The sequence below is a fragment of the Paenibacillus terrigena DSM 21567 genome, assembly GCF_000374845.1.
Lineage (GTDB): Bacteria > Bacillota > Bacilli > Paenibacillales > Paenibacillaceae > Paenibacillus_K > Paenibacillus_K terrigena.
Genome location: NZ_KB895412.1, coordinates 319056 through 333482, shown reverse-complemented (window position 1 = coordinate 333482; position 14427 = coordinate 319056). Strand labels below are relative to the sequence as shown.

13 protein-coding genes, 1 pseudogene and 1 other annotated feature are annotated in these 14427 nt (G+C 48.4%); of the genes and pseudogenes, 7 read left to right on the top strand and 7 right to left on the bottom strand.

Annotated features, from left to right (window positions below; translation table 11 throughout):
• Positions 1 to 76 precede the first annotated feature (76 nt).
• A complete protein-coding gene (locus C558_RS0101575; RefSeq protein WP_026263673.1) occupies positions 77 to 451 on the top strand; it encodes a VOC family protein in 375 nt (124 codons plus the stop codon).
• Between the two features lie 335 nt (positions 452 to 786).
• Here C558_RS0101575 and C558_RS0101570 read toward each other — a convergent pair whose 3' ends face one another.
• Both C558_RS0101570 and C558_RS0101565 read right to left on the bottom strand, forming a co-directional pair.
• Positions 787 to 3903 (bottom strand): MMPL family transporter, encoded by a 3117-nt coding sequence (locus tag C558_RS0101570; RefSeq protein WP_018754455.1) that lies wholly within the window; start codon positions 3901 to 3903, stop codon positions 787 to 789.
• 65 nt (positions 3904 to 3968) lie between these two features.
• On the bottom strand, positions 3969 to 4583 hold the full coding sequence (locus tag C558_RS0101565; protein ID WP_018754454.1) for a TetR/AcrR family transcriptional regulator: 615 nt from the start codon (positions 4581 to 4583) through the stop codon (positions 3969 to 3971).
• 165 nt (positions 4584 to 4748) lie between these two features.
• Between C558_RS0101565 and C558_RS0101560 the strand changes: the two genes are divergently transcribed.
• Positions 4749 to 4952 carry a hypothetical protein gene (locus C558_RS0101560; protein WP_018754453.1) on the top strand — a complete coding sequence of 68 codons (204 nt, stop codon included), beginning with the start codon at positions 4749 to 4751 and terminating at the stop codon, positions 4950 to 4952.
• Positions 4953 to 5067: 115 nt separating this feature from the next.
• Positions 5068 to 5574, top strand: a complete 507-nt coding sequence (locus tag C558_RS0101555; RefSeq protein ID WP_018754452.1) for a vWA domain-containing protein — start codon at positions 5068 to 5070, stop codon at positions 5572 to 5574.
• Between the two features lie 144 nt (positions 5575 to 5718).
• Here the strand turns inward: C558_RS0101555 and C558_RS0101550 are convergent, their stop codons facing one another.
• Positions 5719 to 6138 (bottom strand): VOC family protein, encoded by a 420-nt coding sequence (locus tag C558_RS0101550; RefSeq protein WP_018754451.1) that lies wholly within the window; start codon positions 6136 to 6138, stop codon positions 5719 to 5721.
• Positions 6139 to 6339: 201 nt separating this feature from the next.
• On the opposite strand from C558_RS0101550, the gene C558_RS0101545 reads away from it, so the two are divergent.
• Entirely contained in the window at positions 6340 to 6834 is a 495-nt protein-coding gene (locus C558_RS0101545) for a DinB family protein (protein ID WP_018754450.1), read from the top strand.
• 88 nt (positions 6835 to 6922) lie between these two features.
• Here the strand turns inward: C558_RS0101545 and C558_RS0101540 are convergent, their stop codons facing one another.
• Positions 6923 to 8182, bottom strand: a complete 1260-nt coding sequence (locus tag C558_RS0101540) for an MFS transporter (protein ID WP_018754449.1) — start codon at positions 8180 to 8182, stop codon at positions 6923 to 6925.
• A 249-nt stretch (positions 8183 to 8431) separates the two neighbouring features.
• On the opposite strand from C558_RS0101540, the gene C558_RS0101535 reads away from it, so the two are divergent.
• Positions 8432 to 9187 carry a GTP cyclohydrolase II gene (locus C558_RS0101535; RefSeq protein ID WP_018754448.1) on the top strand — a complete coding sequence of 252 codons (756 nt, stop codon included), beginning with the start codon at positions 8432 to 8434 and terminating at the stop codon, positions 9185 to 9187.
• Between the two features lie 157 nt (positions 9188 to 9344).
• Positions 9345 to 9863 carry a hypothetical protein gene (locus C558_RS30155; RefSeq protein ID WP_018754447.1) on the top strand — a complete coding sequence of 173 codons (519 nt, stop codon included), beginning with the start codon at positions 9345 to 9347 and terminating at the stop codon, positions 9861 to 9863.
• 211 nt (positions 9864 to 10074) lie between these two features.
• Here C558_RS30155 and C558_RS0101525 read toward each other — a convergent pair whose 3' ends face one another.
• On the bottom strand, positions 10075 to 11364 hold the full coding sequence (locus C558_RS0101525; RefSeq protein ID WP_018754446.1) for an NCS2 family permease: 1290 nt from the start codon (positions 11362 to 11364) through the stop codon (positions 10075 to 10077).
• Between the two features lie 128 nt (positions 11365 to 11492).
• Positions 11493 to 13133 (bottom strand): methionine--tRNA ligase, encoded by a 1641-nt coding sequence (gene metG, locus C558_RS0101520; RefSeq protein WP_018754445.1) that lies wholly within the window; start codon positions 13131 to 13133, stop codon positions 11493 to 11495.
• Positions 13134 to 13180: 47 nt separating this feature from the next.
• Positions 13181 to 13452, bottom strand: a binding site (T-box leader).
• Positions 13453 to 13619: 167 nt separating this feature from the next.
• Here metG and C558_RS33565 point away from each other — a divergent pair.
• Complete coding sequence (locus tag C558_RS33565) at positions 13620 to 13868, top strand: hypothetical protein (RefSeq protein ID WP_040674239.1); 249 nt, start codon at positions 13620 to 13622, stop codon at positions 13866 to 13868.
• 55 nt (positions 13869 to 13923) lie between these two features.
• Here C558_RS33565 and C558_RS34560 read toward each other — a convergent pair.
• Positions 13924 to 14427 (bottom strand): annotated as a pseudogene (locus tag C558_RS34560) (type VII secretion protein EsaA); the annotation flags it as partial.

The window sequence follows — 14427 nt, the reverse complement described above, 5'->3', positions numbered from 1 at the left end:
ATACAACCAAAAGGTTTCATATAATAAAAAGCGAAACCGAATGGTTTCTTAAATGCGAAGGAGGAGTCCTCTTATGATTACAAGCGCAAGCCCATTTCTCGTCGTCGAAGATGTCGAAGCATCCATACAATATTACCAAGGCCTATTCGGCGGTGAGGTGAAAGTCCTCAATGAACATCAAGGTATTCTAAGACACGCAGAGCTCTACATTGGAAACAGCCTGCTGCATTTCTCCAGTACGTATGGCGGTCATGTACCAAAAGGCCACAACATCAAAGTCATTCTGAACATCGATAGTGAAGCGGATATGCGCCGCATGTACGATAAATTAGTAGCAGATAACGGACAAGCTACCGTTGAACTGCAAGATACATTCTTCGGAGCACTGCACGGTGAAGTCACAGATCACATCAACGGCATCAACTGGGTTATGAATCATTTCCGCCAATAGTGTGTACAAATGGCTAACGAATCCAGCAACGCTTATTTGTGTCGAATGAGCCGATTTAAAATCGTAACGAACTCCATAATCGCTATTCAGCATAATAAGGAGCAAATTCACTCCAAAAAGTCACAATAGCGCTGCTCAGATTCGTTAGCCTAAAAAAACGCCATTTTTCCGGTCAATAAGAATTATACGATTCGTTAGCCCACTCAACACGATCTGTAAAAGTCAAAAAAGCCATGGGATGACTCATCCGACGGCATAGCCCTCTGACCGAAAAAAGTCTCCAAAACCACGTGGGCCGTGGCTCTGGAGACTTTTTTCATTCTTAGATATTCATTTTATGATTCGAACGAGTTCTGATACACTTGCTCCTTCTCCCGCGCACCCTTGCGCTTAAACGCATCTGGAAGGACCATCAGCGCTGGCAGCAGCATTGGCAGCAAGATGAAGCATAGGACAAGCAAGCCTACAATGACCGCTGTCGCTAGCTCAATAAGCAGAACAAGTCCGGATGGCATTAATGTCGCAAAGGTTCCGCCTAAGATGATCATAGCGGAGATGACCACGCCGCCGATATTTTTGGCTGCATGCACGATGGCATCTCTCGGTGCCATGGAACCATACTCTTTGTACCGCATCATGAGGAAGATACTGTAGTCGACGCCAACCGCGACGATGATAATGAAAGAGAAGAATGGTACGAAGGACGATACCCCATCCGCCTTCAGAATATATTCCGTCATGAAGTTCGATGCCGACATCGCGACATAATAGGACGCAACAAGCGAGAGAATGATATAAATCGCCGGCCAGAATTGACGAATCACAAGCAGCAAGACGAGGAATACTCCCACAATAACGATGATTGCTGTACTATTGAAGGAATCCACCTGCGCATTGTTCACATCATACGTTGTGGAGCTTGGTCCCGCTGCGCCGAACTGTGCATTGGCGAGCACCGTTCCTTTCAACGTACTCGCAACGGCATCATTGATTTTCTCAATCGTACCTAGCGCCGCTTGGGAATACGGGTCATTATCAAGCACAACGAGCAGTTTCGTAATTTTACGATCCTTCGACATGAAGTTATCTACCGCTTTGCCGAAATCTTCGCTCGTGAGTGCTTCGCGCGGAATGAAGAACGTTTTCGCATTATTTAGCTCCGTCATGAAATTGCCCGTCTTACCCAGTCCTTCGGAGATATCTCCAAGACCGTTGCCACTCTTACCAAGGCCATCCTTCAATTGGGACATGCCGTCGGATAAGCTGGTAAGCCCTACGCCCAGCTTCTTCTGTCCATCTTGAATTTTCGCAAGCCCATCATTAAGCTTCTTCATATTCGCCGTAATTTGACGATTGCCGGCAGCTCCTTTATGCAAGCCGCTCGCAAGCGCTGAAGCGCCTGACTCGAGCTCATCCATCCCCGATGCCATCTGTGTCTGTGCAGCCGCAACTTGCTGGAGTCCTGCGGAAGCTTTGGCGAAGGAAGTATTCAGCTGCCCATAATTCTTGTTCAGTTCCTGCATTCCGCCAACCATCTGAGCAACGCCGGATTCGAGGGATGCCCCAGTCTGCTTCAACTTCGCATAGTCTTGGTCTTCACTCACCTGGCTATACTTCGCACCCAGCCCACCGATCAACCCGTTCATGCCAGCAAGTCCTTGCTGGATGCCAGGAAGCTTCGCTTCAAGCTGTGTATATCCATCAGCTAGAGAACCGTATCCTTGCTGTAATTGCGAGATCCCTTGGCTTAGTTCCGTTGTCGAGCTCGAGACAGATTTCATCCCTGTCTTCAGCTGGGAAATCCCCTTCTTCAGTTGATCTGCACCATTCGCACCCTGATCGATTCCTGCAGCGACTTGATTCATCGCTCCCGTAATCTGATTGTAACCGTTATAGATCTCACCTGTTCCGGATGCCAACTTCGTGACATCGGAGAAATCTGGACTCACCAGTTTCTCGTTCATCTGATGAATCCCGTCTTGAATTTTGTCAACGCCATCCTTGGTTGCCGAAATCCCTTCCGCAACCGATTCCGACTGTGAACTAATATAGAATTCATCAATCGGTTTGGACTGCGGCTGCGTTACACTCGCAACCTTCTTCACACCTTCAATCCCTTTGATTTTATCCGTCAATTTATCGATCACAGCAAGGTTATCGTTATTATCTAATGCCTGATCACTCTTCAGGACAACGGTCGTCGGCAGCGCTTGACCGCGGCTGAAATTCTCCGCTACAATATTGAACCCCTGGGTAGAAGGGTAACCATTACCTAGCTCCTTCAATTGGTCGAAGGACAGCTTCTGTCCGCTCGTTAAGAGCACAGGAATCATCAGCGCAATAATGATCACTGTCGTAATAATCGGATGACGTACCGACATACCCGTCAGCTTCGCCCAGAACTTGCTCTCTTTATGTCCATCTCTGTTCTTCGAAGGCCAGAACAACCTCACACCAAGCGTCTTCATGAAGAACGGCGTCAATGTCATAATCTCAAGGACCAACACCGCCGTCCCAATCGCGACCACATTCGCCGATTTATAGATCCCGAAGCTCGAGAAGCTAAGTCCGGCAAAAGCAATGAACACGGTCAGAATACTATAGAAGATCGTCTTCCCGGCCGTCTGGTAGGAGACGATAATCGCTTCGTTCGTCGAACGTCCATGTGCCAGCTCTTCCTTGAACCGATTGAACAACAGGATGTTATAGTCCGTGCCAATCCCGAACAAGATCATGATGAGCAGCATCTGCGTAATGCTCGTCACCGGGAAGTTCAGCTTATCAATGACTTGTGACGCGATCCCCATGGAGACTAAGTAGGAGACGCCCACGAGCAAGAGCGAAATAAATGGAATCAATACCGATCGGAACATGGCGATCAAGACGAGCAGAATGAAAGCCACCGTTAGAATCGCACTCTTCTCCACGCCGGATTCCGACGCTTTGATATAGTCCTCTTGAATGAAATCCTCGCCTGTCAAATAGTAAGGGACATCCATCCCCTTCAACACATGATCGAATTCATTCTTAATATCCTTGATCTCTCGCCCTTTGCGATCCAACTCGAAGCTCACCATGAGCGTCGTCTGATTGTCCGAGATCAAGGATGATTTCGCATCTGGCATGGAGAACGGATCTAGAATATTCTCAAGTCCCAACTCAGACTTCTTGGCCGTTAAATCAGCGACGCCCTGCTCAATCTGCTTCATCTCGGCATCGGTCATCTTCTGATCCGTATGGAAGACGATAATATTGCTCCGCGATGTACCGCCACCACTCATTTCTTTAAGCAGGGCGCCCGCCACTTTCGAGGGGCTGTCATCAGTGAGCGGATCTTGACCTCTCTGCCGTAGAATCGCATTGACATCTGGCTGGAACGCGACGAGCAGTGCCGTCACAACAAGCCATGCCGCAAGAATTCCCCAGCGCCACTTAATAATTTTGTTCATCATCTCTCTCCACACTCCCTATCCATTAAAAGGTTAATGAACGCCTGTTCATTTTTAGAACAAAAAAATTACTGGCCGAGTCTCTGGCAAATCCCAGCCGAGTAAATGTGCAACAATTCATTTGCCAACCTTTGAACCGTAGCCCCATCTTCATGATCGCGCAGGATCATACATACCCCTTCAATAAGGGTGGATGAAATCATGCGAATCGTGTCTTTCAATTCCACTAGAGATGGTCCTGACAAATCTCGTGCCGCTAAGAAGAACTTCTCGATAATCTGGATGACAAATTCGATCAAATCCTGCTTCACATGCTCATACTTCGATCCCGCACTTAAATTCAGCATAATCCGGAACTCACTGCTCGATTCTTTGATTAGCTCCAGCAATGTATTCTGGATCATGTTGATATAATCGATCGGATCCGTATTCTCATTCGTACAGGTCTGCTCAATATTCAGCTGAATCTCCGCGAGGTATTGCAGGAACTGCTCGTATGTAGGATGCAGCAGCTCGTGAAGAAGATCTTCCTTACTCTTGAAATATCGATAAATATTCCCCGGTGTAATGCCTGCCGTATTCGCAATCTGACGCATGGACGCGTTCATGTAACCATGCCCCAGAAATTCGGACAAGGCTGCGCGAAGAATATTGTTTTTGACGTCATCTTTTAAATACTGCATTAGTAAACACCCGTTCACTTTCGTCTCGAATGAGTTTATTATAGCTAGTGATTTTTGTCATTTCAACCCCTATTTTATTGAACGTTCTATGAACATTTCCTTGTAACAACTCCCTAACCACTGTTAAAATAAGGTAAATATTATTACGGAGAGGAGAATGATCTCATGAATAAGAAAACGAAGCTTATCTTCAGTACGGTTGCAGTCGTCTTGGAATGGGGCGCTTGCGTAGCTATGTTCGGATTTTCCTTCCAGACCGTGCTCTACGGCATCCTATTTAGTATCGTTACCGTACTCGGCATCTTGTCCATTGAATCATCGATCGATACTGCCATTCAGATGGATAAGTTCAAGAATCCTCAGCATTAACGAACCTAGACTTTGGTCTAGTGTTCCTTCGCTCCCCAGTCTGAGGACAATACGGGACCCCCATGCTAAGATGAGAATCAACGACATGTACGAAATGATAAGGAGCGAACGAAAAATGAACCGAAATTGGCTAATGGGCGGCATTCTGATTGTTCTCGGGATTCTGCTCGTAACAAGCGGCGGAGAATCTTGGGGTACGGGCACGATATTCAAATACTTCTGGCCTACCATGTTCATCATCCCGATTGGTGTATTCCTGCATTGGCTGTATTTCTCCGTAACAGATCGCCGAGGGGTTGGATTATTAATCCCGGGCGGGATTCTAATGACCGTAGGGATTGTATGTCAGATCTCCATGCTGTTCGACAGCTGGGGCATCATGTGGCCAGGATTTATTCTCGCGCCTGCCGTCGGATTGTTCGAATTCTATTGGATGGGCAGCCGGAACAAATATCTGCTCATTCCGATCAATATTCTACTCGCACTATCTTTGATCTTCTTCGTGGTCTTCACGATCGGTTCCATCTTAAGCAAACTATCCACAGGCCAACCGATCCTTGCGATGCTGCTCATCCTCGGTGGTGCAGCGCTTCTCTTCTTCCGCAAGAGATCTTACGTGTAAACGGAACACACCGCATACAAAAGGGATGCCTCCTGTAAACCTGCAAAGGTCGTTACAGAGGCATCCCTTTTGATTGGCACGCACAAAAAAGAGGCACCCGCTGCGCGCGAGACACCTCTCCTTATCCTATATGTTCTTATGCTACTATTCTTTACACTCTTCGCCGTTAAGCTGCCACTGGATACCGAACTTGTCCTTCACCATGCCATACAGCGGGCTCCAGAACGTCTTCTGCAGTTCCATGATCACCTGTCCACCATCTGCGAGTGCATGATAGATCGACTTCAATCGTTCCATATCATTGGATACGATCGCAATACTCAGCTGATCTCCATATGTAAATGGCTGTCCAGGGAAAGTATCTGAGAACATGATAGTATGGCCATCAATCTCTATCGCAGCATGCATCACACGATTTTTAGCTTCATCAGGGATCGGGTGCTCTTCATTTGGCATATCGCCAAAACGCATGATTCCTTTGACTTTCGCTTGCAGTGCCTTCTCATAGAATGCAACGGCATCTGCACATTGACCATCCAGATTGATATAAGGTGCAATATTCATACTACTCCTCATCCTCTTTTCGCAGCATTGTATAGGTCGGACAAGCCGTCCCATCTCAAATTATTATATCCTGATTTTCCCTCACCGATAAGAGGGCTGAACAATTTTTACAAGTCATTTAAATTCTAACCACGTTCAGGACATATTCCCGTATACTAAAAGGATAGAACTGGAACTTACTCAGAGAGAAGAGGGATCACCTTGAAAACATTATTCGAATACAATTGGCAAGTTCGGGACGATTGGTTCCGCTGGTGTGAAGATGTTCCGCTGGATGAGCTGTTGAAAGTTCGGACCGGTGGCGTAGGAGGTATTCTACATACACTCTTCCATATCATCGATGTCGAGTGGAGCTGGATTCGCGCCATGCAAGGAAGACCGGATTTCCAAGAAAGCTTCGATGACTATCAGAGCATTGCACGCGTACGTGAGCTGGAAGCCGTATTCCGCCCCGAGGTGATCGAGTTCGTAAGTGCCTGGAACGAGCAGATGGAGAATCGGATTTTCCAAGACACACGACCGGATGGAAGCATCATGACAGATACCTGGGGTGAAATCACGCGCCATATTATCGCACATGAGATCCATCATATGGGCCAATTATCCGTATGGGCAAGAGAAATCGGGAAGAAACCTATCTCCGCCAATCTGATTGGCCGTGGATTGGTCAATAAGCCTGCGATCCACAATCCGTAATCATCCCACCCCACAGAAAAAGGAGTGGCGGCAATCCCACTCCTTTCATTAATCCACTTCGATGCCTGTACCATACTTGCCACAATCCTCACCGAGTAACTTCTCTCCGTGGCATCTTCTCTCTCTGCCCCGCCATTGAACGGAGATATCCCCGCATACATAACCAACATACGAAGGGGGCACTGCCCACGACAAGAAGCAGAATGTTCAAGACGAGCGGATCTTGACTGACAGATACCGTCACAATAAATAGAAGCATGCTCACGATACGCCCCGCACTCAGCCCCAACTCGCGAAGCACGATATACTCCTCCCGCTGCCGCACACTCTCCTCGTTCTGTCCAATTAAGTCGAAGACCGCCGAGGTCATGGGGACCGTATAGAGCGGAATAAAGAGTGAAGTCCCAATCCCGAAGATCAGCATCGTCATGTAGCTCATGCCGAAGAAGAACGGTAGAATCACCACGATCAGCGCCACGGTACCCAGGAGCATGGCCGGGCTCCGCCAAGACGGCTTAATCCATTTGCCCACGAAATAGAAACTGATGAAAGCAATCGCCGATGTAATCAATGTGAAGTTACCGAGCTTCATCTCACTCCCTGTCTGGATGTACACGAGCAGACCTATCATAACTCCGAATACAGATTCACGGAATCCTTGCGCCGCCAGTGCTCCGAGAATAGATCGCCACGGTGTCCCCTTCGTCTGCAGAATACGGGCAGGCAGTCTCCATTCGTAGACTCCCTCTGTTCGCCGCTGACGCAGCCATAAGCTAACGACAACCCCGGCGATGAAGGTACCGAGTGAGATCATGAACACCATACGGTAACCACGCTCTGCGTTCATATGCGAAATCAGAAGCCCCGAGCACCAAGGTGCAACCATCCCCGCAATCGCACCGAATATCCCCATCCAACCATTAAATCGATCCCGTGTATCGGGTTCTGTCACCTCGAAATAAATTACATTAAACACAAGCCAGAATAGCCCGGTAGCAAGCCCTTGCACAAGCCCTAACAGCCAAATATAGTGAACGGCAGACGTCCCGAGAAGCAAGACAATCGCATAGAAACCCGCGGAGAGGGCAATCCCTATTCGAAAACATAATAAGGAATAGCCTTTCTTCACCACATACCCTGCAATCCAGAATGTCAGCGCCATACACAAATGGGTCAAGAGCGTAAACCAGCCGATCGCCGCAAAATTATGACTTGCTTTCCAAAGGTATACACCGAGGAAGGTTCCCGATAGACTGCTCGCAATCACGAACAATGCGTTTACCGCGAGCAGCAGCCATGACTGGCCTGTAAGCCGTTCGGCACGGTCTGCCCAATGCGCCTTCTGCATCTGCAATCCTCCTACATCTGTTCTTCATTTGAACACCACTCGCATTAACGTACCCCAATTGGCATTAAAAGAACCACAATTCACCTATTTGCTCCCTGTGACTTATATCACTATACTAAGAAGTAGCAAAGTAGAGTCGCCGCACAAAATCATCCAACGTTAAATCCATTGACTCAACTTGGTTTTAATAATATACTTACTTACATTAAGTAACCAATAAGTAAGATTGAAAATTAGGAGCGACGCGATATGACTATATCCAAAAAAATCACAGATGTGTTGAAGCATAAAGTCCGTTATATACAAGATACCAACCAGTCCCTCTATTTGGCCGGCCCAATCAAGCTGCCGGTGAATCTACATGGGGAGACGCATATTTTTCAGTGGTATTGCTGGGTGCCTAGTGATGCACTGCCGAATACGACCCCGGGACAAGAGCTTCCGATTGAAGCCCTGGTAGCTCGGTTATCGCAAGCTTCACTTGCAGAGATGCAGCAATCCAGTGTACTTGTCTACGGCGATTTCGAACATGCGGATGATGCCATCATTCGATTCCACAGCATTTGCCATACAGGCGATATCTTCGGAAGTAAACGATGCGACTGTGGCTTCCAGCTCCGTCAATCGATGCAGATGATCGTGAAGCGAGGCGCTGGCGCGCTATTCTATCTTGCGAATCATGAAGGACGCGGTATTGGACTCTTCAGCAAAGCCCTAGCCTACTTGCTGCAGGAAGAAGGGCTCGATACGGTTGAAGCGAACCTACAGCTTGGATTCTCCGATGACTCACGAAATTATGAAGAAGCGATTCTCGTGCTTCAATCCTTGCGTTCCAAACCGGTTACACTCATTACGAACAACCCAAGAAAGCTGCAGGCTTTGCAGCAATCTGGCGCGAACCTATCTGGACGCGTTCCTCTCTGGGGTGATGTGTCCGAATTCAATGAGCGGTACCTGGAGACCAAGGTCGCTCGATCAGGCCATCTACGGACTGGCTCCGAATAATGAAGTCTACGCTAATGACTGTCATTCACCACGAAGCTCCTCGGTGAACGGCAGTCTTTTTTCGTGTAGCCAGCTCGTCCTTCTATTGCCCTGACTACTGCTGCATGGGATAATAAGGGAAATGCACGACCTGTATGTATTTAGAGGAGGAATAGCCATGAGCATATTCGATAAAATGAAATCCGGTCTGAACCAAGTGAAAGATAAAGCACAGCAAACAGTAGAGTACACGAAGCTGTACACCCAGATTGCGTCCAAACGCAAAGATATTCAGGAGCACTATGAGCAGCTCGGTGAACTCGTGTACCGTGCATCCGGGATGAGTACCGTCACATCCACTTCAATGGATGACGCTGAAGGGCGTATGAAGGGGCTATGCCGTGAAATTTCCGACTTAGAAATCCAAATTGTAGCGTTAGAACAAGAACTCGCGCGTGTCAAAGGAGAAAAACTCTGTTCCTGTGGAGAAGCCGCTCCTTACGAGGCAAAATTCTGCAGTCATTGCGGCAACCCGTTTAAAGAAGAAATTTATGTGGCTGAGGAGCCGATTGCCGTCACTCCCTCCTCGGAAGAAAGTACGGATCACGTGCACAGCAAGTCCGTTGATTCTGAGCCTGTAGACGCAGATGCACCGGAGCAGCCTGCCCCGGATCGCGATCCAGAGCGCCAAGAATAGTAAATGCTAGGCACCAGCCTGTATACCTATGATCGTCTTCGAACACTTGCAGCGGAGGAAATGCGAAAAGAAACATCCCAAGCGGGATAACGAATAAAGCACACCAGGACTTAATCGTTCCGGTGTGCTTTTTCTTTTAACTCCAAGCTGCTGCGAACACAGCAAAGCCGCCCTCTGACGAAGGCGGCTTTACCATCTACTTCTTATTCCATTAACCTGCAGTATGAAGCACAAAATTCATAACAAACAGCATTGCGATCACGTAGGATACGATGCCAACACTCTTCCATTTGCCTGTTGCGATCTTAAGGAGTGGATACGCGATGAAGCCGAATGCCATTCCATCCACGATACTCGAGGTGAGCGGAATCGCTGCAATCGTCAGAAACGCTGGGAACCAATCCGTCATATCGTCGAATTTGATCTCCCGAATGCCCTGGATCATTAGCCCTCCGATAATCATCAACACCGGCGCAATCGCGGAGCTCGGAATCATCTTGATGAGCGGAATGACCGCGATCGAGCTAAGGAACAGAACCCCTGTCGTAATGGAGGTTAATCCTGTTCTCCCGCCAGCCGAAATCCCCGCTGCTGACTCCACCGAAGAAATCGTCGGACTCGTACCGAGCAGACCAGCACTCACGGCAGATACCGCACTAGCTTGGAACGTACGCTTGAACTTGTCAGGACGCTTGATCATTTCCATCTGACCATGAATCAAGCCGACATTCTCGAACAAGACGACCAAGATGAGCGAGAATACCGCGACCCAGAAGACGATTGAACCGATGCTGTCGAAGGACATTGCACCGATGAACGAACCATAATCCGCAAGGGATAGGGCCGTTTCACCTCCAGAACCTGTATTCAGTCCGCCGAACAACGCTGCAAGCGCTGTGCCAAGTGCGATACCGATCAACAGATTCCCCCGGACATTACGCACGAACAAGAAGAGCGTAATCCCAAGTGAGGCCAGCGTCAGAAGTACGTGCGGGTCGGAAAAACTGCCTAGCGCCAAGAGCGTGCTCTTACCAGAGACGATCAAGCCGCCTTTTTCCATCCCAATGAACGTGAGCAAGAACCCGATCCCAACCGTAATCGCATGTTTCAGCGAATTCGGGATCGCCTTGGCAATCAAATCCGTTAAAGACGTGAATGAAATGGCCGTAACCACCAAGCCCGAAATGAAGACGGCGGCCAACGCTTCCTGCCAGGGTAACCCCATACCTTGTACAATCGTGTACGTGAATAATGCATTCACACCCATACCGGGTACAAGCACATTCGGGGTATTTGCCCAGAAACCGACCATGAGACAACCTATAAACGATGTAAATACTGTCGCCGCAACGCCCATTTCAAAAGGAATCCCCGCATCCGCGAGAATCGACGCATTGACGACAATAATATAGACTACTGTAAAAAATGAGACGATCCCCGCCATGATCTCTTGGGTTACGTTCGTACCGTGTTCCTGTAGACGAAACCATTTTTGAATCATTTGGTGAACCTTCTTCTTCGTAAAACCCCTCGCCCGCCCAAAATGTGTATAGATCTCACATCTCGCTGTACATTGTAACAAGAACATCTCAAGCACACAATGTAATAATTTAACAAAGTGTCAGGCTTTTAGAATGACTGCTGGCTGAGAAGACGCGTCTCTTCTTCGATCTGACGGATATCGATGCGTTCAAACAATAATTCGAGATTCTGTATCCATTGATTGTCCGGAACTGAGATCCACTGCCAGACTGGATCCTTAAGCGACAAGAATTCTCTAATCTTATCACAGGCAAAAGGAATAAACGGCTGTAGCAAATTCGCAAGGTTCGCGATGATTTGTGTGCAAGTATATAATGTATCGCTGCACGCCGATCGGTTTTCCTTGACCTGCACCCAGGGTTTGCGTTCATCGAAGTATTTATTCGCACGACGAATGTGGGCGAAGATGAGATCCAGGGATTCCTTGAATCGAGCTTCCTCAATGCCTGTTCCAGATTGTTGGTAAAGTTCTTCGAGCGCCTCTCTCCACGTTGGATCCATGTGCCCGGCTGGAACGTGCGCATCGAACGATTTCTGAATGAATGCGAGCGTACGGTTCACTAAATTGCCGAAGGCACCTAGCAGCTCGCCATTATGGCTATAAATGAACTCCCGCCAAGAGAAATCTGTATCTCGTCGCTCCGGACCATTAGCAATAAGGAAATAGCGAATAGAATCTGCTGAATACCGTTGCAGCATATCAGGTACCCATATCGCCCAATTCCGGCTCGTCGAGAACTTTCTTCCTTCAAGTGTCATGTACTCGCTCGAAATGATCCGATCCGGCAAATGGAGATCACCAACGCCTCGTAATAACGCCGGCCAAATAACGGAATGAAACGGTATGTTATCTTTGCCATGTACATAATAGGCGAGCACGTCCCCTTCTCCTTCGATCCAGTACGGTTCCCAGCGATTTCCGGTCTCGTTCGCCCACTGCTTACTCGCTGACAAATAGCCGCAGACTGCCTCGATCCAGACATAAATCTTCTTCTCTTCGAACCCTTGCACAGGAACCTCGATCCCCCAATCCAAATCTCTTGTTACGGCTCGATCCTGCAACCCTTCATTGAAGTACCGCTGCGTCATCTGCACCGCATTATCTCGCCATCCCGTGGCATGTTGGGCGTATAAGGTGAGCTCTTCTTGGAATTTCGAGAGCTCGAAATAATAATGCTCCGTTGCCCGCTCCACAGGGGAATTACCGCATAGCTTACAAGTACGATCCAGCAAATCCGCTGGATCGAGCAGTGTCGAGCAGACATCGCATTGATCTCCTCTCGCAGTGCTACCGCATACCGGACAAGTCCCTTCGACATATCGATCGGGCAGGAATCGATGATCCGTCTCACAGTAGGTCTGCTGGACCGTCTTACGATACAGAATTCCTTTTCGCAGAAGTGCTAAGAATACCTCTTGCACAACATGATGATGACCAGCCTGATCTGTACGCGTATACCAGTCGTAAGAGACACCTAGCTTAGCAAAGCATTCAATGAATTGCCTGTGGTAACGATCGGCGATTACCTGCGGTTCTATGCCTTCCTTCGCCGCTTGCACCGCAATCGGCGTCCCATGGCAATCACTGCCCGATACATAAAGGACCTTCTTCCCCCTCGCACGGTAATAACGCGCGAGCACATCACCCGGCAGCAGGCTCGAGAGGCGCCCGAGGTGCAGATCACCGTTCGCATAAGGCCATGCCCCGCCAATAAATACATACTCCATCTTTCATGCCTCCTTTTTCTTAGAAAACGCAAAAAAACCCTCATCCACAAAGGGACGAGAGTTCAACTCACGCGGTACCACCCAATTTCATTCCTGCCTTCCAGCAGTCACCTCTTCGGGTACGGCGCCAAGCAAGCAGCGGTTATACCCTAGCACGGTAACGGGTGCAGGACCCGGCGCAGCCTACATCCCCAAGCGGGGATTCGATGCGCAGCTCTGAGACCATATTCCCAAGGTTATTCCCTGCTCCTTCTCAGCTTGCCGGAGCTCTCTGTTCAGAGACATCGCCATTGGTACTCTTTCTCTTCTTCGCTTTTAGATTCATTTTCATTTATTGGAATATTAAGGGATTTGTCTTATGAAGTCAAGTCTATTCATCATATTTTTACGATTCTAACGAATACAGAATTTTACACCGCGAATCTCAGCGAGAATGGTATAATCCTTCATAACAATGTGATTATTGCAAAAAAGGAAGTGTTCCCTATGAATAACCTGATCATCTTGATCTTATTGGCATTCGTTGTATTCATCATCGTCATCATTGCCAAACGTGGATCGCAAAGACCGAGTGAAGGCAGTGAATATTCGAGCTCCCATTTCTATGCGGACTCTAGCAGTACGAACTTCGATCATAACCATGATAGCTCCCCAAATGATAGTGGCAGTTCACTGGGCCATAGCGGCGGGGATAGCGGCAGTAGCGGAGATAGCGGCGGAAGCAGTGCAGATTAAATACAAAGAACGCCCTCCCCATGAGGGGTAAGGCGCTCTGATTACCGAAGACGATTTAATCCTCATCCCCGATTTTACCGTTGTCTTTACCGATATTGCTATTGTCTTTACCAGTATTGCCGTTGTCTTTACCGGTATTGCTGTTATCTTTGCCAATATTACTATTGTCTTTACCGATATTGCTGTTATCTTTGCCGATATTGCTGTTATCCTTACCGATATTGCTGTTATCTTTGCTAATATTGCTGTTGTCAGGCTTTTCTTGTACTTTAGGCGCTGTGTTCTTCTTGCCATTATTGGGTGCTTGGTTAGGGGCTTGATTGGAGCCTTGGCCGCCGCCCATGCCGCCTCCTTGGCCTCCGCCTGTACCGCCTCCTTGACCTCCACCGATGCCGCCTCCTTGGCCTCCACCTGTGCCGCCTCCTTGGCTTCCACCTGTGCCGCCTCCTTGGCTTCCACCTGTACCGCCTCCTTGACCTCCACCGATGCCGCCTCCTTGACCTCCACCGATGCCGCCTCCTTGACCTCCACCGATGCCGCCTCCTTGACCTCCACCGAT

Coding starts and splice junctions, on each gene's coding strand:
- C558_RS0101570 (WP_018754455.1), bottom strand. CDS start 3,903: ATGATGAACAAAATTATTAAGTGGCGCTGGGGAATTCTTGCGGCATGG.
- C558_RS0101565 (WP_018754454.1), bottom strand. CDS start 4,583: ATGCAGTATTTAAAAGATGACGTCAAAAACAATATTCTTCGCGCAGCC.
- C558_RS0101560 (WP_018754453.1), top strand. CDS start 4,749: ATGAATAAGAAAACGAAGCTTATCTTCAGTACGGTTGCAGTCGTCTTG.
- C558_RS0101555 (WP_018754452.1), top strand. CDS start 5,068: ATGAACCGAAATTGGCTAATGGGCGGCATTCTGATTGTTCTCGGGATT.
- C558_RS0101550 (WP_018754451.1), bottom strand. CDS start 6,138: ATGAATATTGCACCTTATATCAATCTGGATGGTCAATGTGCAGATGCC.
- C558_RS0101540 (WP_018754449.1), bottom strand. CDS start 8,182: ATGCAGAAGGCGCATTGGGCAGACCGTGCCGAACGGCTTACAGGCCAG.
- C558_RS0101535 (WP_018754448.1), top strand. CDS start 8,432: ATGACTATATCCAAAAAAATCACAGATGTGTTGAAGCATAAAGTCCGT.
- C558_RS30155 (WP_018754447.1), top strand. CDS start 9,345: ATGAGCATATTCGATAAAATGAAATCCGGTCTGAACCAAGTGAAAGAT.
- C558_RS0101525 (WP_018754446.1), bottom strand. CDS start 11,364: ATGATTCAAAAATGGTTTCGTCTACAGGAACACGGTACGAACGTAACC.
- metG (WP_018754445.1), bottom strand. CDS start 13,133: ATGGAGTATGTATTTATTGGCGGGGCATGGCCTTATGCGAACGGTGAT.
- C558_RS33565 (WP_040674239.1), top strand. CDS start 13,620: ATGAATAACCTGATCATCTTGATCTTATTGGCATTCGTTGTATTCATC.